The organism is Delftia sp. DLF01, assembly GCF_014852125.1.
Classification (GTDB): domain Bacteria; phylum Pseudomonadota; class Gammaproteobacteria; order Burkholderiales; family Burkholderiaceae_C; genus Comamonas; species Comamonas acidovorans.
Genome location: NZ_JACVAZ010000003.1, coordinates 344056 through 368443, shown reverse-complemented (window position 1 = coordinate 368443; position 24388 = coordinate 344056). Strand labels below are relative to the sequence as shown.

Annotated in this window: 18 protein-coding genes and 1 tRNA gene; 9 read left to right on the top strand and 10 right to left on the bottom strand. The window is 66.4% G+C overall.

Annotation, left to right across the window (positions count from 1 at the left end; genetic code table 11):
* Positions 1-94: 94 nt before the first annotated feature.
* Positions 95-1153, bottom strand: a complete 1059-nt coding sequence (gene selD, locus IB269_RS16945) for a selenide, water dikinase SelD (protein ID WP_088164922.1) — start codon at positions 1151-1153, stop codon at positions 95-97.
* A 99-nt stretch (positions 1154-1252) separates the two neighbouring features.
* Between selD and IB269_RS16940 the strand changes: the two genes are divergently transcribed.
* The 4 genes from IB269_RS16940 to IB269_RS16925 all read left to right on the top strand — a co-directional run bounded on the left by IB269_RS16940 (position 1253) and on the right by IB269_RS16925 (position 4551).
* Positions 1253-2077 carry a GNAT family N-acetyltransferase gene (locus IB269_RS16940; protein ID WP_192367761.1) on the top strand — a complete coding sequence of 275 codons (825 nt, stop codon included), beginning with the start codon at positions 1253-1255 and terminating at the stop codon, positions 2075-2077.
* Positions 2078-2259: 182 nt separating this feature from the next.
* Entirely contained in the window at positions 2260-2817 is a 558-nt protein-coding gene (locus IB269_RS16935) for a YfiR family protein (protein ID WP_013802668.1), read from the top strand.
* The gene (locus tag IB269_RS16930) at positions 2814-4043 is read left to right on the top strand and encodes a sensor domain-containing diguanylate cyclase (protein WP_013802667.1); all 1230 of its coding nucleotides are present in this window, start codon (positions 2814-2816) and stop codon (positions 4041-4043) included. The genes IB269_RS16935 and IB269_RS16930 overlap by 4 nt, the downstream gene beginning before the upstream one ends.
* A 1-nt stretch (position 4044) precedes the next feature.
* Positions 4045-4551: an OmpA family protein gene (locus IB269_RS16925; protein ID WP_013802666.1), complete on the top strand. Its 507-nt coding sequence runs from the start codon at positions 4045-4047 to the stop codon at positions 4549-4551.
* A 32-nt stretch (positions 4552-4583) separates the two neighbouring features.
* Here the strand turns inward: IB269_RS16925 and IB269_RS16920 are convergent.
* From IB269_RS16920 to IB269_RS16885, 8 genes are all read right to left on the bottom strand, one after another.
* Positions 4584-4679, bottom strand: a tRNA-Sec gene (locus IB269_RS16920).
* A gap of 194 nt (positions 4680-4873) precedes the next feature.
* Positions 4874-6805, bottom strand: coding sequence for a selenocysteine-specific translation elongation factor (gene selB / locus IB269_RS16915; RefSeq protein ID WP_192367760.1), 1932 nt, complete (start codon positions 6803-6805; stop codon positions 4874-4876).
* A 10-nt stretch (positions 6806-6815) separates the two neighbouring features.
* Complete coding sequence (gene selA / locus IB269_RS16910) at positions 6816-8282, bottom strand: L-seryl-tRNA(Sec) selenium transferase (protein ID WP_192367759.1); 1467 nt, start codon at positions 8280-8282, stop codon at positions 6816-6818.
* A 14-nt stretch (positions 8283-8296) separates the two neighbouring features.
* Entirely contained in the window at positions 8297-9271 is a 975-nt protein-coding gene (gene fdhE / locus IB269_RS16905; RefSeq protein ID WP_192367758.1) for a formate dehydrogenase accessory protein FdhE, read from the bottom strand.
* A 212-nt stretch (positions 9272-9483) separates the two neighbouring features.
* The gene (locus tag IB269_RS16900; RefSeq protein ID WP_012205324.1) at positions 9484-10110 is read right to left on the bottom strand and encodes a formate dehydrogenase subunit gamma; all 627 of its coding nucleotides are present in this window, start codon (positions 10108-10110) and stop codon (positions 9484-9486) included.
* Positions 10107-11036: a formate dehydrogenase subunit beta gene (gene fdxH / locus IB269_RS16895; RefSeq protein WP_063326298.1), complete on the bottom strand. Its 930-nt coding sequence runs from the start codon at positions 11034-11036 to the stop codon at positions 10107-10109. Before fdxH ends, IB269_RS16900 begins: the two co-directional genes overlap by 4 nt.
* Before the next feature lie 10 nt (positions 11037-11046).
* Positions 11047-14112 (bottom strand): formate dehydrogenase-N subunit alpha, encoded by a 3066-nt coding sequence (gene fdnG / locus IB269_RS16890; protein ID WP_080518199.1) that lies wholly within the window; start codon positions 14110-14112, stop codon positions 11047-11049.
* Between the two features lie 358 nt (positions 14113-14470).
* Positions 14471-15634, bottom strand: coding sequence for an AI-2E family transporter (locus tag IB269_RS16885; RefSeq protein ID WP_192367757.1), 1164 nt, complete (start codon positions 15632-15634; stop codon positions 14471-14473).
* A gap of 231 nt (positions 15635-15865) precedes the next feature.
* Between IB269_RS16885 and IB269_RS16880 the strand changes: the two genes are divergently transcribed.
* From IB269_RS16880 to IB269_RS16860, 5 genes are all read left to right on the top strand, one after another.
* Positions 15866-18745 (top strand): 2-oxoglutarate dehydrogenase E1 component, encoded by a 2880-nt coding sequence (locus IB269_RS16880; RefSeq protein WP_013802660.1) that lies wholly within the window; start codon positions 15866-15868, stop codon positions 18743-18745.
* Between the two features lie 54 nt (positions 18746-18799).
* The gene (gene odhB, locus IB269_RS16875) at positions 18800-20065 is read left to right on the top strand and encodes a 2-oxoglutarate dehydrogenase complex dihydrolipoyllysine-residue succinyltransferase (protein WP_192367756.1); all 1266 of its coding nucleotides are present in this window, start codon (positions 18800-18802) and stop codon (positions 20063-20065) included.
* A 90-nt stretch (positions 20066-20155) separates the two neighbouring features.
* On the top strand, positions 20156-21583 hold the full coding sequence (lpdA, locus tag IB269_RS16870; protein ID WP_192367755.1) for a dihydrolipoyl dehydrogenase: 1428 nt from the start codon (positions 20156-20158) through the stop codon (positions 21581-21583).
* Positions 21584-21680: 97 nt separating this feature from the next.
* Positions 21681-22784, top strand: coding sequence for a cell division protein ZapE (gene zapE / locus IB269_RS16865; protein WP_013802657.1), 1104 nt, complete (start codon positions 21681-21683; stop codon positions 22782-22784).
* A gap of 40 nt (positions 22785-22824) precedes the next feature.
* A complete protein-coding gene (locus IB269_RS16860; RefSeq protein ID WP_192367754.1) occupies positions 22825-23568 on the top strand; it encodes a hypothetical protein in 744 nt (247 codons plus the stop codon).
* Positions 23569-23577: 9 nt separating this feature from the next.
* On the opposite strand, the gene IB269_RS16855 is transcribed toward IB269_RS16860, so the two are convergent.
* On the bottom strand, positions 23578-24351 hold the full coding sequence (locus tag IB269_RS16855; protein ID WP_034393013.1) for a PP2C family protein-serine/threonine phosphatase: 774 nt from the start codon (positions 24349-24351) through the stop codon (positions 23578-23580).
* Positions 24352-24388 lie beyond the last annotated feature (37 nt).

The following is a 24388-nucleotide window of genomic DNA, read 5'->3' as shown; positions in this document are numbered from 1 at the left end:
CCCGGTGACGGGCCGCCGGTTCGCTGGCGGCTCGCCGGGAGTGCAAAAAGCAACGGGGGCCGAGGCCCCCGTTGCTTTTGGAATGCGCTGGCCGTCAGTCCACGATGACGCGCGGCTCGCCCGCCTCCATGCGGCCGACGATGGCGGCACTGCCAAAGCCCTGCTCGGCAAACAGCGCAAGCACCTGATCGGCAACATCCGGCGTGCAGGACACGAGCAGGCCGCCCGAGGTCTGCGGATCGGTCAGCAGCGCGCGCTGCGCATCGGTGATGCCGGCGCCCAGCGCAATCTGCGCGCCATAAGAGGCCCAGTTGCGGCCGGAGGCGCCCGTGATGACGCCCTGCTCGGCAAAGCCCTGCACCGTGGGCAGCACGGGCAGGCTGCGGCTGTCGATGCGTGCCGTCAGGCCCGCGCCGCGTGCCAGTTCCAGGCCGTGGCCCAGCAGGCCGAAGCCCGTCACATCGGTCAGCGCGTGCACGCCGTCCATCTTGCCCAGCGCCGTGCCGGGGCGGTTGAGCAGGGTGGTTGCTTCCACCATGGCGCGGTAGCCGGCCTCGTCCAGCAGGTTCTTCTTGAGTGCGGCCGACAGAATGCCCACGCCCAGCGGCTTGCCCAGGATCAGCACGTCGCCGGCCCTGGCGTCGGCATTGCGCTTCATCTGGCGGGGGTTGACGATGCCGATGCCGACCAGGCCGTAGATGGGCTCGACCGAGTCGATGGAGTGGCCCCCGGCCAGCGGAATGCCGGCATCGCGGCAGACCGATTCGCCGCCTTCCAGGATCTTGGCAATGGTGTCGTGCGGCAGCACATTGATGGGCATGCCCACGATGGCCAGGGCCATCAGGGGCTGGCCGCCCATGGCGTAGATGTCGGACAGCGCATTCGTCGCGGCGATGCGGCCGAAGTCATACGGGTCGTCCACGATGGGCATGAAGAAGTCCGTGGTCGCCACGATGGCCTGCTCGTCGTTGATGCGGTAGACGGCGGCGTCGTCAGCGGTCTCCGTGCCCACCAGCAGGTCCGGGAAGAACTGCTTGGGCAGCGCGCTCTTGCCGATCAGCTCCGCCAGCAGGCCCGGCGCGATCTTGCAGCCGCAGCCGCCGCCATGGGACAGCGAGGTGAGTCGGGGGGCTTGGGAGGTGTCTGTGGTCATGGAGCAATCCGGCGATCGGCGGCGATCGCAGTAGTGGGAAAGAGTGCCTGCCGCCAGCGCGGCGGCGCGCCATATTATGGGCGGGCACGGCGGGCGGCCATGGTACAAGCGGGCATGTCCAAGTCTTTCACTCATGACCGCGCATCCGTGGAATGCGATCCCGAGACGGTGGTGGGCGTGGAGCAGCGCGGCTTCAACGCCTGGCCGGCCCAGCGCACCGTGCTCTGCGGCGACTGGCTGCTGCGCGCCGCGCAGGGCCATACCAAGCGCGCCAACTCGGCCAATGCCCAGCAGCCCGGCGCCCGTCTTGGCGCCTTGCTGCCGCAGATCGAGGCCTTCTACGAGCGCCAGGGCCTGCCTGCCATCTTTCGCCTCTCGCCCCTGGCAAGTCCCGAGGCGGATGCGCAGCTGGCGCAGGCCGGTTACCTGCTGGCCGACCCTTCCCTGGTGATGCGTGCCGCATTGACGGACATGGCGCCGCCAGCGAACGACCAGGGCTGGACCCTTGCCATTCAAGCCCAGCCTGGCACGGTCTGGCTGCAGGGCTTTGCCGAGGCAGGCGCCGTGCCGGAGCAGCACAGGCAGGCGCACCACCATATGCTGCAGTCCATTGCCTGGCCCGCCGCATTTGCTTCGCTGCAAGTGGGCGGTGGAGCGGGCGGCGAGGTGGCCGGGTTTGGCCTGGCCGTCGTGGAGCGCGGCTGCGTGGGCCTGTATGACATCGTCATCACGCCTGCGCTGCGCGGCCAGGGACTGGGCCGGGCGCTGGTGCATGGCCTGATGCACTGGGGGCAGACGCAGGGAGCGCAATGGGCCGAACTGCAGGTGCGTGCGCCCAACATGGTGGCGCGCGGGCTGTATGAAAGCCTGGGCTTTCAGGCGCTCTACGGCTATCACTACCGTCTGCCTGCCTCTGCGCTTTGATGTGTTGCCGCATTGGCCCATCACGGGCGCCCCGGCGTGACAGGCCGGGCGGCGCGATGGGGTCGATATGTGAAAAAATGCTTCAGTGCGCCAGCGTGGCGCAATGCATGGATATTCCGTTCAAGGAGCCTTGGTTGGCAGCTCGCACACATCGCATACATCACACACACCGCAGGTGGGGCATGGATTGCAGGATCAAAGGCCTGTCTGCCCGGGCCTGGCTGGTCGTGGGCTTGCTGGCCTTGCAGGCCGGGCTGGTGGGGCAGGCACATGCGGAGCCGGCGGCCGATGAGCATGAGCTGGGGGTGACCCGCACCGTCGTAGGCATCCTGGGCTACACGCGCTGGCCCACGGAAAGCCCCGTGCTGCGGCTGTGCGTGGTGGGCTCCACCGAATATGCCGACGACCTGCTCAATGGCGCCCCGCAGACCGTGGGCAGCCAGCGGCTGGAAGTGCGGCGCGTGGTGCCCGTCGATGCGCGCGCCCTGGTCGAATGCGAGGGCATTTATGCCGGCCAGCTCGATGAGGCTGCGTGGCGCAAGCTCATGGAGCAGCTGGCCGGGCGGCCGCTGCTGACCATCAGCGAGCGGGGCGAGCTGTGCCGCATCGGCGCCATGTTCTGCCTGCGCCGCCGTGGCGAAGGCGCGGGCTTCGAGGTCAGCCTCGACTCCGTGGCCCGCAGCGGCCTGCGTGTCAATCCCAAGGTGCTGCAACTGGCGCGCCACAGGACCTTGCCATGAAGTTGTCCCTGTCCGGCAATGCCTCCCTGCGCAACGTGATCCGCCGCGCGCACCTGCGCATGGCGGCGGTGGCCATCGCGCTGGCGGGGGCGCTGCTGCTCATCGTCGGCGTGGCCACCCTGCGCCTGTACCTGTCCAACAACCTGCATCTGGTGGCCCGTTCGCTGGCCTATACGGTCGAGGCATCGCTGGTCTTCGGTGACCGTGACGAGGCCGCCCGCGTGCTGGACCAGCTGCTGCGCGGAGAAGGCGTGGCCCATGCCGAGGTCTTCGATGCCGAGGGCCGCCCGTTCGTGCGGTGGTCGGGCCATGGTGGCTCGGCGCTGTCCAGCATCGGGGAGCTGCTGGCCGTGGGCATTGGCCTGCCGCGCGCCGAGGCCGATGTGCGCCAGGACGGCAGGCTGGTCGGCAGTGTGCAGCTGGCCAGCGATGGCGTGGGCCTGGTCCGCTTCCTGGGCGCAGGTTTCATCGTGCTGGTGCTGTGCGTGGGTGTCAGCGGCTATGTGGGCCTGCGCCAGTCGCGCCGCATGCTGCGCGACATTGCCGAGCCGCTGCAGCAGCTGGCGCGCGTGGCCCGGGCCGTGCGCCATGACCGATCCATGGACCAGCGCGTGCCGCTGGCGCGCATTGCCGAGCTGCGCGAGTTGGGCGACAACTTCAACGCACTGCTGGCCGAGCTGCAGACGCGCCATGAGCGGCTGCAGCAGCAAAATTCGGCCCTGGAGCGACAGGCTTCACGTGACAGCCTCACCGGGCTGGCCAACCGCCTGCATTTCGAGCAGCGACTGCAGCAGGCGCTGGACAGTGCAGCGGAGAGCGGGCAGAAGCTGGCCGTGCTGTTTCTGGACAACGACCGCTTCAAGCAGGTCAACGATGCCTACGGCCATGCCGTGGGCGATGTGCTGCTCAAGGCGGTGGGTGCCCGGCTGCGCTCGCAGGTGCGCGAGACCGATCTGGTCGCCCGCCTGGGTGGCGACGAATTCGCCATCCTGCTCTATCCCATCGGCGGCGGTGGCGATGCGCAGATGGTGCAGGACAAGATAGAGGCCGCCATGCGCGAGCCCCTGGTCGTTGGCGACGGCGTGGTGCTGCAGCCTTCGGTCAGCGCGGGCGTCGCCCTTTTTCCCAAGCATGGCCAGAGCATGGAGACGCTGATGCGCCATGCAGACCAGGCCATGTACCAGGCCAAGGCCATGCGCCAGGCCGAACGAATCACAGGAGGATGACATGTTGAAACGACGGAGCTGGATCCGGATGTGCGGCGCAGGTGCGGCCGCAGTGCTGGCCCTTGCGCTGGTCGGTTGCCAGACGGTGCCGCAGGCGCCGGCCAAGGCGCCGGGGCTGACCGAAGAACAGCAGCAGTTGCTGCGCAGCCAGGGTTTTGCGCAGGCAGACCAGGGCTGGGAGCTGCAGATGTCGGGCAAGCTGCTGTTCGGCTTTGATTCGGCCGAAGTCGGCGCCCAGGCGCGCACCAAGGTGCTGGAGCTGGGCCGTGCCCTCAAGGGCGTGGGCATCGAGCGGCTGCGCGTGGAAGGCCATACGGACGATCGCGGCAGCGATGCCTACAACATGCGCCTGTCGCTGCGCCGCGCAGAGGCGGTGGCCGATGTGCTGGCCGAAGCTGGCCTGGCGCGCCAGGATATCGAGGTCAAGGGCCTGGGCCGCGCCATGCCCGTGGTGCCCAGCGATGCGGCGGAGAACCGCCGCGTGGCCATCGTCGTGCCCTTGCAATAGCCGTAACCTGGCTGGAATCAGAGTCGGGGGATTGGCGGAAAGCAGCAGGAGTCGAACCTACCCAGGAGCGGCTGACGCCCCTGACCGGGTTTGAAGCCCGGGCGCACCACCGGGTGCGTATGCTTTCCTTCTGGCTTGAAGCTCCCCCTGAGCGGCTTACGCCGCTTCCCCCCGTTGCACGGCGCCTCTCTACCCGCTTCGCGGGGGAGGGGGACGACACTCTTGCGGCGGGGCGGCCCTTGCTCGGTGTCCCTCGCCTTGGGCCGCGCCGGTTGCTGGCGCCGTGGCGAAACAAAGCTCGCCATTGTAGCGGCCCCTTGCCTCAGATTCTTGCTGTGGCGCCAGTGGTCCACTGCACATCGGGGCGCAGCAGGTGGGCGTCGCGCAGGCGGCGGGTGTAGCCGATGCGGTCGAAGAATTCGAGGATCTGGATGGCGCGTTTGCGGCCCAGGCCGGTGGCGTCACGGAAGGCGTGGGCCTGGATTTCGGCGTTGGGGGTGGAGGAGGCCAGCTCGCGGACCAGGGCCGCGAGTTCGTCCATGCGGGCTGCCGTGTAGAACAGGTCCTTGGTGACTTGGAACAATTGGCCCTGGCGTGCGAGCTTGCGCAGCAGCTGGCGCACGGTTTCCTCGCCGGTGGCGCTGTCGCGGGCCAGGTCGCGCACCCAGGGCGGGTCGTAGCGGCCGGCCTCGATGGCGGGCAGCAGTTTCTGGGCGATCTGCTTTTCACTGTCCGACAGCTGCACGCTGTGGCCGGGCAGGTGCAGCCAGGCGCCGCTGGCGGCCAGGCTGCCGTCCTGCAGCAGGGCTTGCAGCAGGCCTTTCCACAGCGCGTCATGCCCTGCATGCACCAGGCCCGACAGTGCCATGCGGCGCAGGCGTGCGGCGTTCACGCCGGGCTCGTCGGGGCTTTTGTCGTGGAAGCGCGCCATGCTGTCCAGCACCTGGTTGCGCAGCTGCTGCAAGCGTGCCTCGCCCAGCAGCAGCGTATCGCCCTCCGCCAAGGGGAGGCGATGCAGGCGGGCATCCGTGGCCACCGATGCGCGGCCCGTCAGGCGCATGAGCTGCGACGTGGCAATGCCGTGCGCCGCGCCTTGCACCAGCGCGCTGGCGTCCCCGGTGGCAATCAGCGATTCCAGCGCCTGCAGATAGGCCGTGCGCTCGGGGCTGCGGCGCTTGCGTGCGGGTGCAAAGGGGTCGATGACGCTGCCGCCGGCAATGGTGCGGCTGGCCTGGGCATTGCGCACGATGAGCCGGTCGCCGGGTTGGGCATGTACGGGCATGTCCAGCACCAGTTGGACTATGGCCTGTTCGCCCGGGCCCAGCGGCTGGTCCTGCAGCAGGGCCACGTGGGCCGTGCAGCGCGCCGTACCGATGTGCACATGCACAGGCGTCCATTGGGCCAGTGATGGCGCATCGGCCAGCAGTTGCAGGCGCACGTCGATCCGGTCGCTGGCCTGCAGCAGCCGGGCGTCGGCGATCCAGTCGCCGCGCGTGATGGCTTCCTTGGCAATGCCCGACAGGTTGAGCGCGCAGCGCTGTCCGGCCAGGCCCTGTTCGCTGGCCTGGTTCTGGGCATGCAGGCTGCGCACGCGCACCTCGGTGCCCGAGGCCGAGTGCACCAGCGTGTCGCCCACCTTCACCTGCCCGCCGAACACGGTGCCCGTGACCACGGTGCCCTGGCCCGGCAGCGTGAAGCTGCGGTCCACGGCCAGGCGGAACAGCCCGTCGCTGGCCCGCGCGGGAATGGACTGGGCGCGCGCCATGAGATGCTCGCGCAGCTGCGCTACGCCAGCGTCACCGGGCTGGGCGGCGGCGGTGGGAAAGACCGGGGCGCCTGCCAGCGGCGTGGGCGCCAGCAGGGACTCGATCTCGGCACGCACCTGCTGCAGCCGCTCGGGCGTGGCGCGGTCGGCCTTGGTCAGGGCCACGGTGGCTTCGCGCACGCCCAGCAGCTGCAGGATGTCCAGGTGCTCGCGCGTCTGCGGCATGACGCCGTCGTCGGCCGCCACCACCAGCAGGGCATGGTCTATGCCCACGGCGCCTGCGGCCATGGTGTGCACGAACTTTTCGTGGCCGGGCACGTCGATGATGCCCAGCACCTCGCCATTGGGCAGCGGCGTGTAGGCATAGCCCAGCTCGATGGAGATGCCGCGTGCCTTCTCTTCCTTGAGGCGGTCGGTGTCCACGCCCGTGAGCGCGCGCACCAGGGTGGTCTTGCCGTGGTCGATGTGGCCGGCGGTGCCGATGATCATGCGTTCGTCCTCAGGCGATGTGCAGCAGCGGCAGCTGTTCGGTGAAGGCAGGCTCGTCGGCCGCTTCCAGGCAGCGCAGGTCCAGCCACAGCGCGTCGTCATGCAGCCGGCCGATGACGGGGCGGGGCAGGCTGCGCAGGCCGGCCTCCAGCCGGGTGAGCTGGCGGCCGGCCTGGCGACCGTCGGCCGGATGCAGGCGCAGGCCCCAGCTGGGCAGGTTTTCCACGGGCAGGGCGCCGCTGCCGATCTGGCTGTTCATCTCGGCGGTTTCCACCACGTAGCGGCTGCCCAGCGCCTGCTGCACCAGCGGCTGCAGCGCCTGCGCGCGGGCCTGCATGTCGGCCTGGGGGCGTGTGAACAGGCGCAGCGTGGTCAGGCGTTCGGCCAGCTTTTCAGGATGCAGGTACAGGCGCAGCGTGGGCTCCAGCGCGGCCAGGGTGAGCTTGCTCACGCGCAGTGCGCGCTTGAGCGGGTGTTTCTTGATGCGGGCGATCAGGTCCTTGCGGCCCACGATCAGGCCGGCCTGCGGGCCGCCCAGCAGCTTGTCGCCGCTGAAGGTGACGATGTCGGCGCCCGACTCGATGGTCTCGCGCACCGTGACCTCGTAGGGCAGGCCCCATTCGCGCAGATCGACCAGGGTGCCGCTGCCCAGGTCCACCACCATCTGCAGGCCGTGCGCATGGGCAATGGATGCCACCTCCGCGTCGCTCACGGCCTTGGTGAAGCCGGTGATGGCGTAGTTGCTGCAATGCACCTTCATGAGCAGGCCGGTGTGTTCGCCGACAGCGCCTTCATAGTCGCGCGCATGGGTTCGGTTGGTGGTGCCCACCTCGACCAGGGTGGCGCCTGCGCGCGTCATCACGTCGGGAATGCGGAAGGCTCCACCGATCTCCACCAGCTCGCCGCGCGAGACGATGACTTCGCGCCCGGTCGCCAGCGTGGCCAGGGTCAGCAGCACGGCGGCGGCGTTGTTGTTGACGACGGTGCAGGCCTCGGCACCCGTGAGTTCGCAGACCAGGGATTCGATCAGGTCGTCGCGGTCGCCACGGCCGCCGTCCTCCAGGTCGTACTCCAGGTTGGCCGGCGCCGTCATGGCTGCCACCACGGCGTCCACGGCCTCCTGCGGCAGCAGGGCGCGGCCCAGGTTGGTGTGCAGCACCGTGCCCGTGAGGTTGAAGACCGTGCGCAGGCGGGGCGCAAAGCGCCGCGCCAGGCGCAGGCCGGCCGCCTGGATCACCTCGGTGATGCCGGGCGCGCCTGCATCGGGCTCGCCGGACCGCAGCCGCTCCTGCGCATCGGCCCGCATCTGTGCCAGTGTCTCGCGCACGGCCTGGGTGCAGGCATCGAGGCCGTGGCGCTCGCGCAGCGCGAGCATGTCGGCGCTCAGCAGCACCTTGTCCACGGCAGGCAGGCGCAGCGCGGACGGGGCAGGGGAGGCGGCAGAGGATGCGGCAGAGGGGGCGGCGGTATCGGTCATGGCGTGCGAAAGGGTCAGGCAGCAGGCGTGGCGGGGTCGATCAGCGCGTCGCCGGCCTCATCCTGCTCCTCGGCAAAGGCCACGTAGAGCAGGGGATTGGCGCTGGCGCGCTGAAAGCGCGTCTCCTCGCCCATCAGCAGGTCCAGCATCAGCGAGGCCAGGTCGTCGGCCAGGGGCTCGGCCATCGGGTCCTTTTCCTGGTTGACCACCTTGCGGTAGCTGCCGCATTCCTCGCAGGTCTCGGCCAGCACGGTATCGCCTGCGCCATCGATGCCCTGGTACTCGACGCCCTTGGTCGACTCGCAGTGCGAGCACTTGACGCGCACCATGTGCCACTCCGTGCAGCAGGTGCCGCAGTGCAGGTAGCGGTGGCCCGCCGCCTTGCCGCCAATGCGCAGCACACTGGCCACGGGCTCGCTGGCGCAGACGGGGCAGATCGAGGCGGGATCGGTATAGGGCACGTCGCGTGCGCTCAGGCCGCTGGCGCGCGTGGCAAACACCACCTGCAGCGCAGCCATCACAAAAGGCGCCATGCCCACGTGGCGGGCCGCCACTTCCTTTTGCAGCAGCCGCTGCGCGATCTCGTCACGCCCGGCCGTGTCCAGCGCGCGCAGCTCCTGCAGCAGCGGCTGCAGCGGCGCAGGCAGGCCATCGGCGCCCGACAGGGTATCGAGCATGCGGTCCAGCACACCGTGCCAAGCGGCATCGATATGGTCGGCGGCAGGCAGCAGCGGCATCGAATGCTCCTGCGCCCGCGCAATCAGCGCCGCATCGGGCGCGGCCAGCGTCAACTGCCCGGCCGCCTTGCCCTGCGCGTCCACGATCTGCGCCACGAACCGCAGATAGTCGGCAATCGGATTGCCCTCGGCCAGCTGCCGCAGCCGCGCCGCCCGCTCGACGAACAGCCCCGGCAACTGCGGCAGCAGCACGCGCGGAAAACTGGTGTGGTCCAGCGACTCGATATCGCCAGGTTGAAGAATGCGTTGCATTGGAATGTTCCAAAAAGACAATCGCCCAGCGTCCATGGACGCCGGGCGGCTGGTGGCTTCAGGCGAAAGGCTAACACGGGGTTCCGCATTGTCCTTGGCCTATGAAACCGGCGTGCCCCAGAGCAGGGGCACCGAGGAAGGGCCGCCCCGCACCGAGGGTGCCGTCCCCCCCGCGAAGCGAGAGGGGGAAGCGGCGCAGCCGCTCAGGGGGCTCAGTCGTTGTCCCCGGTCATCTTGCGATACCACCCCCGGTGGTGCTGCTTGGCCCAGGCCCGCGTCACCGTGCCGTACAGCATGGCGCGGATGGTGCCCCGGGTCCAGATGGCCGCGTACACGTGCATGATGATCAGGCCGATCATCCACACGCCCGCAATGGCATGCACCACCGAGGCGGCGCGCACCACGTTGACGGGCAGCGTCCACCAGGCGCGCCACATGAGCGCTCCGGTCACGGTGATCGCCAGCATTCCGATGACCAGGCCCCAGAACAGCAGCTTCTGGCCGCCGTTGTACTTGCCCTGCTCGGGCATGTCGTGGTCGTCGCCGTCGATCATCTTGTTGACGTTCTTGAGCCACTCGATGTCGCGAGGCTCGACCACGTTCAGGCGCCAGAAGCGCAGCGCCATGATGATGAAGAACAGCGCCATCACCACCCCGATGTAGGGGTGCAGGATGCGCGTCCACGGCCCGCCGCCGAACAGCTGAGTGAGCGGGAAGAAGGCCGGGTGGAAGAATGCCAGGCCCGACAGCGCCAGCAGGATGAAGCAGATGCCGACCACCCAGTGGTTGGCACGCTCCGATGCGTTGTAGCGCACCAGGTCACGTGGATTGCGTTTCATCGGCGGGCCTCCTTTTCAGTGGCTTCCTGGTCCTTGCGGTCCATTTCGTCTTCCAGTTCCTTGGACACGTCGTTCGGGCCCTTGGTGATGTAGTGGAACAGGCTGCCGACGGCAGCTGCGCCCAGCGCGGCCATGGCCAGCGGCTTGGCAACGCCCTTCCACAGGGACACCATGGGGCTGATCTTCGGGTCGTCGGGCAGGCCCTTGTACAGCGAAGGCTTGTCCGCGTGATGCAGCACGTACATCACATGGGTGCCGCCCACGCCTTGCGGGTCATAGAGGCCGGCCTCGGCATAGCCGCGCCGCTTGAGGTCGCCGATGCGGTGCTCGGCCTGGTCCTTCATCGCCTCCTTGGTGCCAAACATGATGGCGCCGGTGGGGCAGGTCTTGACACAGGCCGGCTCCCGGCCGACGGCCACGCGGTCCGAGCACAGCGTGCACTTGTAGGCCTTGTGGTCCTTCTTGGAGATGCGCGGGATGTTGAACGGGCAGCCCGTGACGCAGTAGCCGCAGCCCACGCACTGGTCCTGCTGGAAGTCCACGATGCCGTTGCTGTACTGCACGATGGCGCCCGGCGAGGGGCAGGCCTTCAGGCAGCCCGGGTCCTCGCAGTGCATGCAGCCGTCCTTGCGGATCAGCCACTCCAGGTTGCCGGTTGCTTCGTTCTCGTACTCGGTAAAGCGCATGACGGTCCACGACTGATCGGTCAGATCGGTCGGGTTGTCATAGACGCCGGCCGCGCAGGTTCCGATTTCGTCGCGCAGGTCGTTCCACTCCATGCAGGCGGTCTGGCAGGCCTTGCACCCGATGCACTTGGAGACATCGATGAGCTTGGCCACCTCGCCGCTGTGCGTTTCGCGCGCACTGGGAGCAGGCGTCGTCGTGGCCGAGCGACGCTTGATATCGAGAGACATGGTTGATGACATCAGCTGCTCCTTAAACCTTTTCCACCTTCACGAGGAAGGTCTTGGATTCCGGGGTAAGGCTGTTGCCATCGCCCACCGATGCCGTCAGGTTGTTGGCCATGTAGCCCTTGCGGCCCGTCGACGAGAAGCCCCAGTGAATGGGCACGCCCACGTGGTGGATGGTCTTGCCATCGATCTTCATGGGCTTGATGCGCTTGGTCACCACGGCGGCGGCCTTGACGAAGCCGCGCTTGGAGCTGACCTTCACATGCTGGCCGGTCTCGATGCCCAGTTCCTTGGCCAGCGCCTCGCCGATTTCCACGAACTGCTCGGGCTGAACGATGTTGTTCAGCTGAACGTGCTTGGTCCAGTAGTGGAAGTGCTCGGTCAGGCGGTACGTTGTGCCCACGTGCGGGAACTCGCTGGGCGAGCCCGCCGAATCCTTGACGGAGTCGAAGATGCGCGTGGCCGGGTTGATGACAGCCAGCTTGTTGTCGGGATACATGGGGTTGTATCCCAGCGGGTTGTCAAAGGCCTCGTAGTGGGTGGGGAACGGTCCCTCGTTCATGCCCTTGCGGGCGAAGAAACGCGCCACGCCCTCGGGGTTCATGATGAACGGATCGGTGGTCTCCGGCGGCATGGTCGGGCCCATGTCGGGCACGTCGGCACCGCCCCAGGCCTTGCCGTTCCAGCGGATCAGCGTGCGCTTGGGATCGAACGGCTGGCCGTTGCGGTCGCAGGAGGCGCGGTTGTAGAGCACGCGGCGATTGGCCGGCCAGGCCCAGGCCCAGTTCAGCGTGTTGCCTATGCCCGTGGGGTCGCTGTTGTCGCGCCGGGCCATCTGGTTGCCGGACGAGGTCCAGCATCCTGCCCAGATCCAGCAGCCGCCCATCGTCGTGCCGTCGTCGCGCATCTCGCCGAAGCCGGCCAGCTGCTCGCCGGCCTTGCGGATGAGCTTGGTCGGGTCCTTGGGGTCGAACAGGTCCACCAGGGCGCGGCCGTTGTACTCCTTGGCGATCTCTTCCGAGGTCGGATGATCGGCATGGGCGTAGGGCCACCACAGCTTGGTGATCGGCTCGGGGAACTTGCCGCCGTCCTTCTCATAGGCCTGCTTCAGGCGCAGGTGCAGGGCCGACATGATGGCGATGTCGGTCTTGGCCTCGCCCGGAGGCTCGGCCGCCTTCCAGTGCCACTGCAGCACGCGCGAGGAGCTGACGACGGCGCCGTCTTCCTCGGCAAAGCAGGTCGTGGGCAGGCGGAACACCTCGGTCTGGATCGATGCCGGATCCACGTCGTTGAACTCGCCGTGGTTCTGCCAGAACTCCGATGTCTCGGTGACCAGCGGGTCCATGATCACCAGGAACTTCAGCTTCTTGAGGCCTTCGCGCACATTGTTGCTGTTCGCAAGGGCCGCCAGCGGGTTGAAGCCCTGGGCGATGTAGCCGTTGATCTTGCCCTGCGCCATCAGGTCGAACACCTGCAGCATGTCGTACTGCCTGTCCAGCTTGGGCAGGTAGTTGAAGGCCCAGTTGTTCTCGGCCGTGGCCGCCGGTCCCCACCAGGCCTTCATCAGGCTCACGTGGAACTTGGGCGTGTTCGACCAGTAGTTCATCTGGCCCGGGCGCATGGCCTTGGGCGTGCGCGCGTCGATGTACTTCTGGTAGTCCTGCTCGCCTTCGTTGGGCAGCGTCAGGTAGCCGGGCAGCGAGGCCGACAGGATGCCCAGGTCCGTCAGGCCCTGGATGTTGGAGTGCCCGCGCAGCGCGTTCATGCCGCCACCGGCCACGCCGATATTGCCCAGCAGCAGCTGGACCATTGCGCCCGTGCGCAGGATCTGCGCGCCCGTGGTGTGCTGTGTCCAGCCCAGTGCGTACAGGATGGTCGCGACGCGGCCCGGCACGGCGGTCGATGCCAGCTTCTCGCACACGTGCAGGAATTTTTCCTTGGGCGTGCCGCAGGCGCTCTCCACCTTCTCGGGCGTGTAGCTGGCGTAGTGGCGCTTGAGCCATTGGTACACGCAGCGCGGATGCTGCAGGCTGGCGTCCACCTTCACGTAGCCGTCGGCGTCGAGCTCATAGTCCCAGCTGGACTTGTCGTATTTGCGTGTCTGCGGGTCGTAGCCCGAGAAGATGCCTTCGTCGAACGCAAACTCCTCCTTCACGATGTACGAGAAGTCGGTGTAGTTCCTCACGTATTCGTGATGGATCTTGTCGTTCGTGAGCAGATAGTTGATCACGCCACCCAGGAACACGATGTCCGAGCCTGACCGGATGGGGGCATAGAAATCGGCCACGGAGGCGGAGCGGTTGAAGCGCGGATCGACCACCATGAAGTGCGCACCGTTGTGCTCCTTCGCTTCGGTCACCCACTTGAAACCGCAGGGATGTGCTTCAGCGGCATTGCCGCCCATGATCAGGATAACGTCCGCGTTCTTGATGTCGACCCAATGGTTCGTCATCGCTCCACGGCCAAACGTCGGGGCAAGACCTGCCACCGTCGGGCCGTGTCAGACACGTGCTTGGTTATCGAGTGCGAGCAGGCCCCAGGAACGGGCAACCTTGTGTGTGACGTAACCGGCTTCGTTGCTGGAGGCCGAGGCGGCCAGCATGCCGGTGGTCAGCCAGCGGTTCACCGTCTGGCCCTTGTCGTTTTGCTCGACGAAGTTCGCGTCGCGGTCGTCCTTGAGCAGCTTGGTGATGCGCGTCAGTGCCTCGTCCCAGGACATGCGCTTCCACTCGTTGGAGCCGGGGGCGCGGTACTCGGGGTACTTCAGGCGGTGCGGGCTGTGGACGAAGTCCAGCAGCGAGGCGCCCTTGGGGCACAGCGTGCCGCGGTTGACGGGGTGGTCCGGATCGCCCTCGACATGGATCACCGACAGCTTGGCGTTCTTGGCGCCGTCGCTCAGCGAATACATCAGGATGCCGCAGCCTACCGAGCAGTAGGTACAGGTCTGGCGGGTGACCGTGGTGGCGGCCAGCTTGAACTGGCGCACTTCAGCCAGGGCGGCAGTGGGCGAGAAGCCCATCAACGCCAGGCTGGATCCGGCCAGAGTCGAACCAGTCACTTTCATGAACTGGCGTCTGGAGAATTGGACCATGTGGGGTACCTTCTAATAGAAATTGACGCTTGTAAGCAAATTCTACGAGTGCACCCCGGAATCAATCCGGGAAATAACCCTTAATCCTGAGTCGTCCTGTGCGGCATTCGCGCGCAAGCTCCACGCCAGGCCTTGCTGCGCGGGGCTTGCCGGGGCGCCGCCCGGCGGGATCATCAGTTGAAATGATTATCTGGATTCAGGGCTTCGGACATTTTGTTTTATATCAATCCGCCATTCATTGAATGGATGAATGGGGTCGATGGATCCAGGCTATTGCGCGAATGCGATCCATTTGCACCCATTGAATGCCTGAAAATGGATTTCCGGCCCCCGTCCAGAGGGAGGGGCCGGAGCAGGCTCAGCGTGCCGGCGGGCGCGGATCCTGCGGTGCTTGCTTGAGGTCCATATCATTCGATGTCTGATATTCAGCATGCGCCAAACCTGCCTGGGCAAGTTGGCGGCGCTTTTCCTCATCCTGCACTTGCATGCGCGAGAACATGTCCCAGATCGCCATGAACAGGGCCGCGATCACGGGGCCTATCACAAAACCCGTCAGTCCGAAGAGAGCCATGCCGCCCAGCGTCGAGATCAGCACGATGTAGTCGGGCATCTTCGTGTCCTTGCCCACCAGCAAGGGGCGCAGCACGTTGTCCACCAGGCCGATCACCAGCACACCGTAGGCGATCAGGATCAGGCCCTTACCCATGGCGCCGGTGGCCAGGAAGTAGATGGCCACAGGGGCCCAGATCAGGCCGGCGCCCACGGCGGGCAGCAGCGACAGGAAGGCCATCACCACGCCCCACAGCACGGGCCCCTGGATGCCCAGGATCCAGAAGATCAGCCCGCCCAGCGCGCCCTGGGCGGCCGCCACGGCCAGGTTCCCCTTGACGGTGGCGCGGATCACGGTGGTGAACTTGCTCGACAGCTCGGCCTTGTGGTCGGCCTGCAGCGGAATCGCCATGCGGATGCGCTGGGTCAGGTCACGGCCGTCGCGCAGCAGGAAGAACAGCAGGTACAGCATCACGCAAAAGCCCACCAGGAAGCCGAACGTGTTCTGGCCTATGCCCAGCGCCTTGGTGGCGGCCAGCTTGGATGCCTGCATGGCGATGCTGGACAGCTTGTCCTGCAGCTCGGCCAGCGAGCCCAGGTGCAACCGCTCCAGCCAGGGTGTGACCCAGGAGGGCAGGGCGTCCATGATCTGTTGCAGATAGGTGCCCGCGTCCAGGTTGCCGCTGTTGACGCGCTCATAGATCAACGAGGCCTCGCGCACCAGGGAGGCGCCGATCAGCGCCAGCGGCAGGATGGCAACGACCAGGCACAGCAGCAGGGTGGACAGGGCGGCGAGATTGGTGCGCCGGGGCATGCGCGCCAGCAGGCGCCGGTGCAGCGGCGAGAACAGGATGGCCAGGGCGACGCCCCAGAAGATGGCCCCCATGAATTCCCAGAGCACGGCACCGAAGCCTATGGTCGCCGCGATCAGCAGCAGCATGAAAGTGCGTTTGTGTAAGGGCAGCAGGTTCATCTGTCGGTCCGTTCGGAAGATGCGCCAATGTACGCGACTGCGGGAACTCCCGGAGGGTCCAGGTAATCGCTTGGTAACTGCCCTGCTGCGATGTTTGAACGGTGGCACAATGGCGGTCGCAACCAGGCCCTTCCCCAGCCACAGTCGCATCCGCCAATCGGTACAGCCGTGTCGCGGAAGGTTCTACAAACCAGCTAATGCCTCCTTCAGGGAGGCGGAGGTCAGCGCAATATGAGCGATCAGACGTCGGTCTACCAAGCCTATCAAGGCAATACTTACCTCTTCGGCGGCAATGCCCCCTACGTCGAAGAAATGTACGAGAACTACCTGGCCAACCCCGGTAGCGTGCCGGATTCCTGGCGCGAGTACTTTGATGCACTGCAACATGTGCCCGCAGTCGACGGCACGGACTCCAAGGACGTCCCGCACCAGCCCGTCATCAACGCTTTCGCCGAGCGCGCCAAGCAAGGCGGCACCAAGGTGGTCGTGGCCTCCGGCGCCGACTCCGAACTGGGCCGCAAGCGCACCGCCGTCCAGCAGCTGATCGCCGCCTACCGCAATGTCGGCGCACGCTGGGCCGATCTCGATCCCCTCAAGCGCACCGAGCGCCCCGAAATTCCCGAGCTGGAGCCGTCGTTCTACGGCTTCACCGATGCCGACCAGGAAACGGTGTTCAACACGAGCAACACCTTCTTCGGCAAGGAAAGCATGTCGCTGCGCGAGCTGATGAACGCGCTGCGCGAGACCTACTGCGGCACCCTGGGCACCGAGTACATGTATGCCACCGACCAGACGCAAAAGCGCTGGTGGCAGCAAAAGCTGGAAACCAGCCGTACCAAGCCCAGCTTTGACGCCAGCCAGAAAAAGCGCATCCTCGACCGCCTGACGGCTGCCGAAGGCCTGGAACGCTACCTGCACACCAAGTACGTCGGCCAAAAGCGCTTCTCGCTGGAAGGTGGCGAAAGCTTCATCGTCGCCATGGACGAGCTGATCAACGCTGCCGGCCAGAAGGGCGTGCAGGAAGTCGTGATCGGCATGGCCCACCGCGGCCGCCTGAACGTGCTGGTCAACACCCTGGGCAAGATGCCCAAGGACCTGTTTGCCGAGTTCGATCACACCGCTCCCGAAGATCTGCCCTCGGGCGACGTGAAGTACCACCAGGGCTTCAGCTCCGATGTGTCCACCGCTGGCGGCCCTGTCCACCTGTCGCTGGCCTTCAATCCCTCGCACCTGGAAATCGTCAACCCCGTGGTCGAAGGCTCGGTGCGCTCGCGCATGGACCGCCGCGACGACCCGCACGGCAAGCAAGTGCTGCCCGTGCTGGTGCACGGCGATGCCGCCTTTGCCGGCCAGGGCGTGAACCAGGAAACCCTGGCGCTGGCCCAGACCCGTGGCTACACCACGGGCGGTACGGTGCACATCATCATCAACAACCAGATCGGCTTCACCACCTCCGATCCGCGCGACACCCGCTCCACGCTGTACTGCACCGACATCGTCAAGATGATCGAGTCGCCCGTGCTGCACGTGAACGGCGATGATCCGGAAGCCGTGGCACTGGCCGTGCAGCTGGCGCTGGAATTCCGCATGGAATTCTCCAAGGACGTGGTCGTGGACATCGTCTGCTTCCGCAAGCTGGGCCACAACGAGCAGGACACGCCTGCCCTGACCCAGCCGCTGATGTACAAGAAGATCGGCGCCCACCCCGGCACCCGCAAGCTGTACGCCGACAAGCTGGCCACGCAAGGCCTGGGCGAATCGCTGGGCGACGACATGGCCAAGGCCTACCGCGCCGCCATGGACGAAGGCCGCCACACCGTGGACCCGGTGCTGACGAACTTCAAGAGCAAGTACGCCGTGGACTGGAGCCCGTTCCTGGGCAAGACCTGGACCGACGCCGGCGACACCGCCATCCCGCTGACCGAATGGAAGCGCCTGGCCGAACGCATCACCACCATTCCCGAGACCGTGACCCCGCACGCGCTGGTCAAGAAGGTCTATGACGACCGCGCAGCCATGGGCCGCGGCGATGTCAACGTGGACTGGGGCATGGGCGAGCACATGGCCTTCGCATCGCTGGTCGCATCGGGCTACCCCGTGCGCCTGTCGGGCGAGGACTGCGGCCGCGGCACCTTCACCCACCGCCACTCGGTCATCCATGACCAAAAGCGTGAAAAGTGGAGCGAAGGCACCTACATCCCGCTGCAGAACGTGGCCGACAGCCAGGCTCCGTTCACCGTCATCGACTCCATCCTGTCCGAAGAGGCCGTGCTGGGCTTCGAGTACGGCTATGCGTCGAACGATCCCAACACCCTGGTGATCTGGGAAGCCCAGTTCGGCGACTTCGCCAACGGCGCCCAGGTGGTGATCGACCAGTTCATCGCCTCCGGTGAAGTCAAGTGGGGCCGCATCAACGGCCTGACGCTGATGCTGCCGCACGGCTATGAAGGCCAGGGCCCCGAGCACAGCTCGGCACGCCTGGAGCGCTTCATGCAGCTGGCCGCCGACGCCAACATGCAGATCGTGCAGCCCACCACGGCCAGCCAGATCTTCCACGTGCTGCGTCGCCAGATGGTGCGCCCGCTGCGCAAGCCGCTGGTCATCATGACCCCCAAGTCGCTGCTGCGTAACAAGGACGCGACCTCGCCGCTGTCCGAGTTCACCAGCGGTGGTTTCCAGACCGTGATCCCCGAGCAGGACGAAGCCGTCGTGAAGAACGCGGCCAAGGTCAAGCGCGTGATCGCATGCTCGGGCAAGGTCTACTACGACCTGGTCAAGAAGCGCGCCGAGAAGGAAAGCAAGGACGTCGCCATCATCCGCGTCGAACAGCTGTACCCCTTCCCTCACAAGGCCTTCGCCGCTGAACTCAAGAAGTTCGGCAACGCCACCGAGATCGTCTGGTGCCAGGACGAGCCGCAGAACCAGGGCGCCTGGTTCTTCGTGCAGCACTACATCCACGAGAACATGCTCGATGGCCAGAAGCTGGGCTACTCCGGTCGCGCTGCCTCGGCATCGCCCGCCGTGGGTTACGCACACCTGCACCAGGAGCAGCAAAAGGCCCTGGTGGAAGGCGCGTTCTCCAAGCTCAAGGGTTTTGTCCTGAACAAGTAAGGCAGCCCCCACCCGCTACGTATCAGTACAGAACACTTTTGGAAAGAATCACAAATGGCTATCGTTGAAGTCAAAGTTCCCCAGCTGTCCGAGTCCATCGCTGAGGCCACCATGCTGACCTGGAAGAAGAAGGCCGGCGAAGCGGTTGCAATCGATGAGATCCTCATCGAAATCGAAACCGACAAGGTCGTGCTCGAAGTGCCCGCACCCGCCGCTGGCGTGCTGGCCGAGATCGTGCAAGGTGACGGCGCCACCGTGGTGGCCGAGCAGCTGATCGCCAAGATCGATACCGAAGGCGTGGCCGGCGTGGCCGCTGCCACTCCTGCCGCAGCCGCCGCTCCCGCTGCCGCAGCGCCTGCTGCTGCTCCCGCCGCTGCTGCTGCCACTGGCGGCAGCAAGGGCGATGTCGCCATGCCCGCCGCTGCCAAGCTGCTGGCCGAGAACAACCTGTCGGCCGCCAACGTGGCTGGCTCCGGCAAGGATGGCCGCGTGACCAAGGGCGACGCCCTGGCCGCCGTCAAGGGCGGCGTGCAGTCCACGGCTGCCGTCATCCCCACCGGCGTGCCCACCAAGGCGCTGCCCCAGGTGTCGGCTCCCGCTGCCAAGGAAGACCTCAGCGGCCGTCCCGAGCAGCGCGTGCCCATGAGCCGCCTGCGTGCCCGCGTGGCCGAGCGCCTGCTGCAGTCGCAGTCCACCAACGCCATCCTGACCACGTTCAACGAAGTGAACATGGCCCCGGTGATGGATCTGCGCAAGAAGTTCCAGGACGCCTTCACCAAGGAACACGGCACCAAGCTGGGCTTCATGTCCTTCTTCGTCAAGGCGGCAGTGCACGCCCTGAAGAAGTACCCCGTGCTCAATGCTTCCGTGGACGGCAACGACATCGTCTACCACGGCTACTTCGACATCGGTATCGCCGTGGGTTCGCCCCGTGGCCTGGTGGTGCCCATCCTGCGCAATGCAGACCAGATGAGCTTCGCCGACATCGAAAAGAAGATTGCCGAATTCGGCAAGAAGGCGGCAGACGGCAAGCTGGGCATTGAAGACATGACCGGCGGCACCTTCTCCATCTCCAACGGCGGCACCTTCGGCTCGATGATGTCCACCCCCATCATCAACCCGCCCCAGTCGGCCATCCTGGGCGTGCACGCCACCAAGGACCGCGCCATGGTCGAGAACGGCCAGGTCGTGGTCCGCCCGATGAACTATCTGGCCATGTCCTATGACCACCGCATCATCGACGGCCGCGAAGCCGTGCTGGGCCTGGTGGCCATGAAGGACGCGCTGGAAGATCCTTCGCGCCTGCTGTTCGACCTGTAATTCCACAGGGTTCGACACGACGAAAACCCACCCTTGGCCGCGTGCCCTGCGGTGGGTTTTTTCATGCATCACAGACAAGAGATTCCTGAAATGAGCAAGCAATTCGACGTCATCGTCATCGGCGCGGGCCCTGGCGGCTACATCGCCGCCATCCGTGCCGCACAACTGGGCTTCAACGTGGCCTGTATCGACGAGTGGAAGAACGCCGCGGGCGGCGCCGCTCCGGGCGGCACCTGCACCAACGTGGGCTGCATTCCCTCCAAGGCCCTGCTGCAGTCGTCCGAGCACTTCGAGCACGCCAATCTGCACTTTGCCGACCATGGCATCTCCACCGGCAAGGTCGAGATGGACGTGGCCAAGATGATCGCCCGCAAGGATGCGGTCGTGAAGCAGAACAACGACGGCATCCTGTACCTGTTCAAGAAGAACAAGGTCACCTTCTTCCACGGCCGTGGCTCGTTCGTCAAGGCGGTCGAGGGCGGCTACGAGATCAAGGTTGCCGGCAAGGAAGAGGAAGTGCTGACGGGCAAGCAGATCGTGGTCGCCACGGGCTCCAGCGCCCGCGCGCTGCCCGGCGTGCCCTTCGATGAAGAGAACATCCTGTCCAACGACGGCGCTCTGCGCCTGGGCAAGGCCCCCAAGAAGCTGGCCCTGATCGGCGCTGGCGTGATCGGCCTGGAAATGGGCTCGGTCTGGCGCCGCCTGGGCACGGAAGTGATCGTGCTCGAAGGCATGGACAAGTTCCTGTCCGCCGTGGACGAGCAGATCGCCAAGGAAGCCAAGAAGGCGTTCGACAAGCAGGGCTTGAAGATCGAGCTGGGCGTGAAGATCGGCGAAATCAAGAGCGGCAAGAAGGGCGTGTCCATCGCCTACACCAACGCCAAGGGTGAAGCCCAGGCGCTGGAGGCCGACAAGCTGATCATCTCCATCGGCCGCACCGCCAACACGGCCGGCCTCAATGCCGAGGCCGTGGGCCTGGCTCTGGACGAGCGCGGCTGCGTCGTGGTCGATGACGACTGCAAGACCAGCCTGCCCGGCGTTTGGGCCGTGGGCGACGTGGTGCGCGGCCCGATGCTGGCGCACAAGGCCGAGGAAGAGGCCGTGGCCGTGGCCGAGCGCATTGCCGGCCAGCATGGCCATGTGAACTTCGGCACCATTCCCTGGGTGATCTACACCAGCCCCGAAATCGCATGGGTGGGCCGCACCGAGCAGCAACTGAAGGAGCAGGGCGTCAAGTACAAGGCTGGCACCTTCCCCTTCCTGGCCAACGGCCGTGCGCGCGCCCTGGGCGATACCACGGGCATGGTCAAGTTCCTGGCCGATGCCGAGACCGACGAAATCCTGGGCGTGCACATGGTCGGCCCCATGGTCTCGGAGCTGATCTCCGAAGCCGTGGTCGCCATGGAGTTCAAGGCATCGAGCGAAGACATTGCCCGCATCTGCCACGCCCACCCCTCGCTGTCCGAGGCCACCAAGGAAGCGGCACTGGCCGTCGACAAGCGCACTCTGAATTTCTGAGTGCCAGGCTAGCCATCTAGCCCAAGCCAAAGACCTGAAAGCGCTTGCCCTGCAAGCGTTTTCAGCTTCTGAATACATAGCGAATGGTTGATGCTGCATGAGCGTTTCAGTGCGAGAGGCCTACGAGGCCGAACTGGTAGCCAAGGGCTTTCACAGTGATCCTGCGCAGTTGCGCGCCGTCGAGGCGCTGCAGCGCTGTGCCGACGACTGGGCGGTCTACCGCCAGCGCCGCTCCAACGCCTTCAAGAAGCTCATCAACCATCCCGAGATTCCCCGCGGCGTCTACATGTACGGCGGGGTGGGGCGCGGCAAGAGCTTTCTCATGGACTGCTTCTTCAATGCCGTGCCGCTCAGGCGCAAGGTGCGCCTGCATTTCCACGAATTCATGCGCGAGGTCCACCGCGAGCTCGCCGTGCTGCAGGGCACGCAGAACCCGCTGGACGTGCTGGGTGCGCGCATCTCCAAGAAGTACAAGCTGATCTGCTTCGACGAATTCCACGTCGCCGACATCACGGACGCGATGATCCTGCACCGGCTGCTGGTCTCGCTGTTCGCCAACGGCGTGGGCTTTGTCACCACCTCCAACTTCAAGCCCGACGAGCTGTATCCGGGCGGGCTGCACCGCGACCGCATCCTGCCGGCCATCGACCTGCTCAACGAGCGCATGGAAGTCGTCAACGTGGACAACGGCACGGACTACCGCCGCCGCACGCTGGAAAACGCCCGGCTCTATCACACGCCCCTGGGTGCACAGGCCGATGCGGCCATGACCGAAACCTTCGACAAGCTGGCCGAAGTCAAGGACGAAGACCCAGTGCTGCACATCGAGGCGCGCGAGATCCGTGCGCGCCGCCGCGCCGGTGGCGTGGTCTGGTTCGACTTCCGCGAGCTGTGCGGCGGCCCGCGCTCGCAGAACGACTACCTGGAGATCGCAAGCCAGTTCCACACCGTGCTGCTGTCCGACGTGCCCTATATGCCGGTCAACATGGCATCGCCCGCGCGGCGCTTCACCTGGCTGGTGGACGTGCTGTACGACCGCAGGGTCAAGCTGGTCATCTCGGCCGCCGTGCCGCCCGAGCAGCTTTACACTGAGGGCCCGCTGGCCCATGAGTTCCCCCGTACCGTCTCGCGCCTGAACGAGATGCAGTCCAAGGAATTCCTGGCGCTGGAGCGCCGTGTGGTGGACACCAGCCTGACCTGAGGCCGGTCCCGACCGCTGGCGTCGTTTGCCGGACCTGTACATGCTGAAACTGCCTACCTCTGCTTTCGCCCTTTTGAAGAAACTGCCCGCTCCCCTGGGCGCTGCGCTGGCCTGCCTTGTGCTGGCCGGCCCGGCCATGGCTGCGGAGGCTGGCGCGGATAGCGATGCCGATGCGCGGCAGGAACGCGCCCAGGCTGCAAAGCAGGTCCAGGCCGAGCGCAAGGCCGCACGCGCCGAGATCGCGGCCCAGCGTGCCGTCATCGACAGGCGGCGCACGGCCCTGGAGTCCGAGTGCTACCAGCGCTTTGCCGTGGAAGACTGCCTCAGGCAGGCGCGCGAGGAGGCCCGTGAGCAGGACAAGCCGCTGCGCGAACGCGAGCTGCAGATCAACGACGAGGAGCGCAAGGAGCGCGCCGCCCAGCGCCTTGAGGATATCGAGGCCAAGAAGGCCCAGAAGGCCGCCTCGTCCATGCAAGCCAAGGAGCGGCCACCGGCCGCCCAGCGCGACACCCAGGCCATCAGGGCCCAGCGTGCCCAGGACGCACAGCAGCGCGCAGCCCAGCAGGCCAGCCACCAGCGTGATCGCCAGGCGCAGATCGAGCAGCGCCAGTCTGCGCAGGAGCAGGAGCGGCGAACTGCCGCCCGCGCCCAGTTCGAGGCCAAGCAAAAAGAGGCTGCCGAGCGCAAGGCCCGTGCCGCCGATGCCGCCCGCGAGCGCGGCCCGCAGGCAGCGCCACTGCCTGCGCCTCCCGCGCCTGCGCCTCCCGCGCCTGCGGCGCCCTGAGTTCGGTGGTCACGCCGTCACCGGCTGCTCCAGTGCCTCGAGCTTGAGCACCACCAGCGACAGGTTGTCACCACCGCCCTGGGCGCGCACGCGTGCCTTGTCGATCAGGAATTCCGTGGCCTCGCGCGGCGTGAGCGCGTTGAGCACGGTGCCCAGTTCCTCCGCCGTGTAGTAGTGCCAGACGCCGTCGCTGCAGGCCATGAGCGTGGTGCCCGGGTGCACGTGCTCGATCACGTGGTGGCTCATGGGCGGCTCGGCCTCGGTGCCCAGGCAGCCCAGCAGGATGTTGGACTTGGGGTGCACATGGGCCTCGAATTCGGTGAGTTCTCCCCTGTCCACCAGGGACTGGACGTAGGAGTGGTCCTTGGTGCGGTGGACCATGGTCGCGCCCTGGTAGTGGTAGATGCGCGAATCGCCCGAATGCACCCAGTGGCAGCGGCCCTGGGGCAGCAGCACGAAGGCGGCAATGGTGCTGTGCGGCTCCTGCTCGGCCGAAATGGCCGTCAGCCGGATCACCATGTGCGACTCGTGGACGATGCTCTCCAGCAGCGCCGTGCAGTCCTCCTTGCCTGGCTCGAAGCGCTCGAACAGCTGGCGCGCCGTGAGCATGACCTGGTCGGAGGCCTTGCGCCCGCCACTGCGCCCGCCCATGCCGTCGGCCAGCACGCCCAGCAGGCAGCCGTGTACATAGGGGTGGGCCATGAGCATCACCTGGTCTTGCTGGTATTGCCTGTCACCGCGATGGATGCCTGTGGCGGCTTGGAGTCGGTACGCTGGCTGCATGGTCTCTGGTTTGGTGGGCTCTTGGGGCGGTGGATGG